General features: G+C 56.9%; 1 protein-coding gene. It reads left to right on the plus strand.

Translation table 11 applies throughout. From position 1 onward, the window contains the following. Positions 1-367 (plus strand): polysaccharide pyruvyl transferase family protein (locus AC1D0P_RS32125; RefSeq protein ID WP_477680422.1); only part of this gene is annotated, 367 nt, incomplete at both ends.

Raw genomic sequence — 367 nt, forward strand, 5'->3', positions numbered from 1 at the left:
GCCTATGAGATCCAGAAGAAGGCGAAAAACCCCGTCGTCATCGATGCCAAGAGCCGCGAGCCGGATATTCTGCGGGCGCTGATCAACCGCTCGAAAGTGTTTCTCGGCACCCGCTTCCATTCCTGCATCTTCTCGATGATGGCCGGGCGCCCGACCTTCGCCATCGCCTATCTGCCGAAGACCGAATATATCATGAACGATCTGAAGCTCTCGCACAGGCATACGCCGATCGACAGCATCGACTACGACTACATGATCCGCCAGCTTTCCGCCGACTATGACAATCTCGCCGCCGCCGAGGCCGAGATTCGCAATGCGGTAAAAGTCTACCAGAAGAATTTCACCCGCCTGCAGGACATCCTTGGCC

The sequence above is a fragment of the Polaromonas sp. P1_G2 genome, assembly GCF_056405515.1.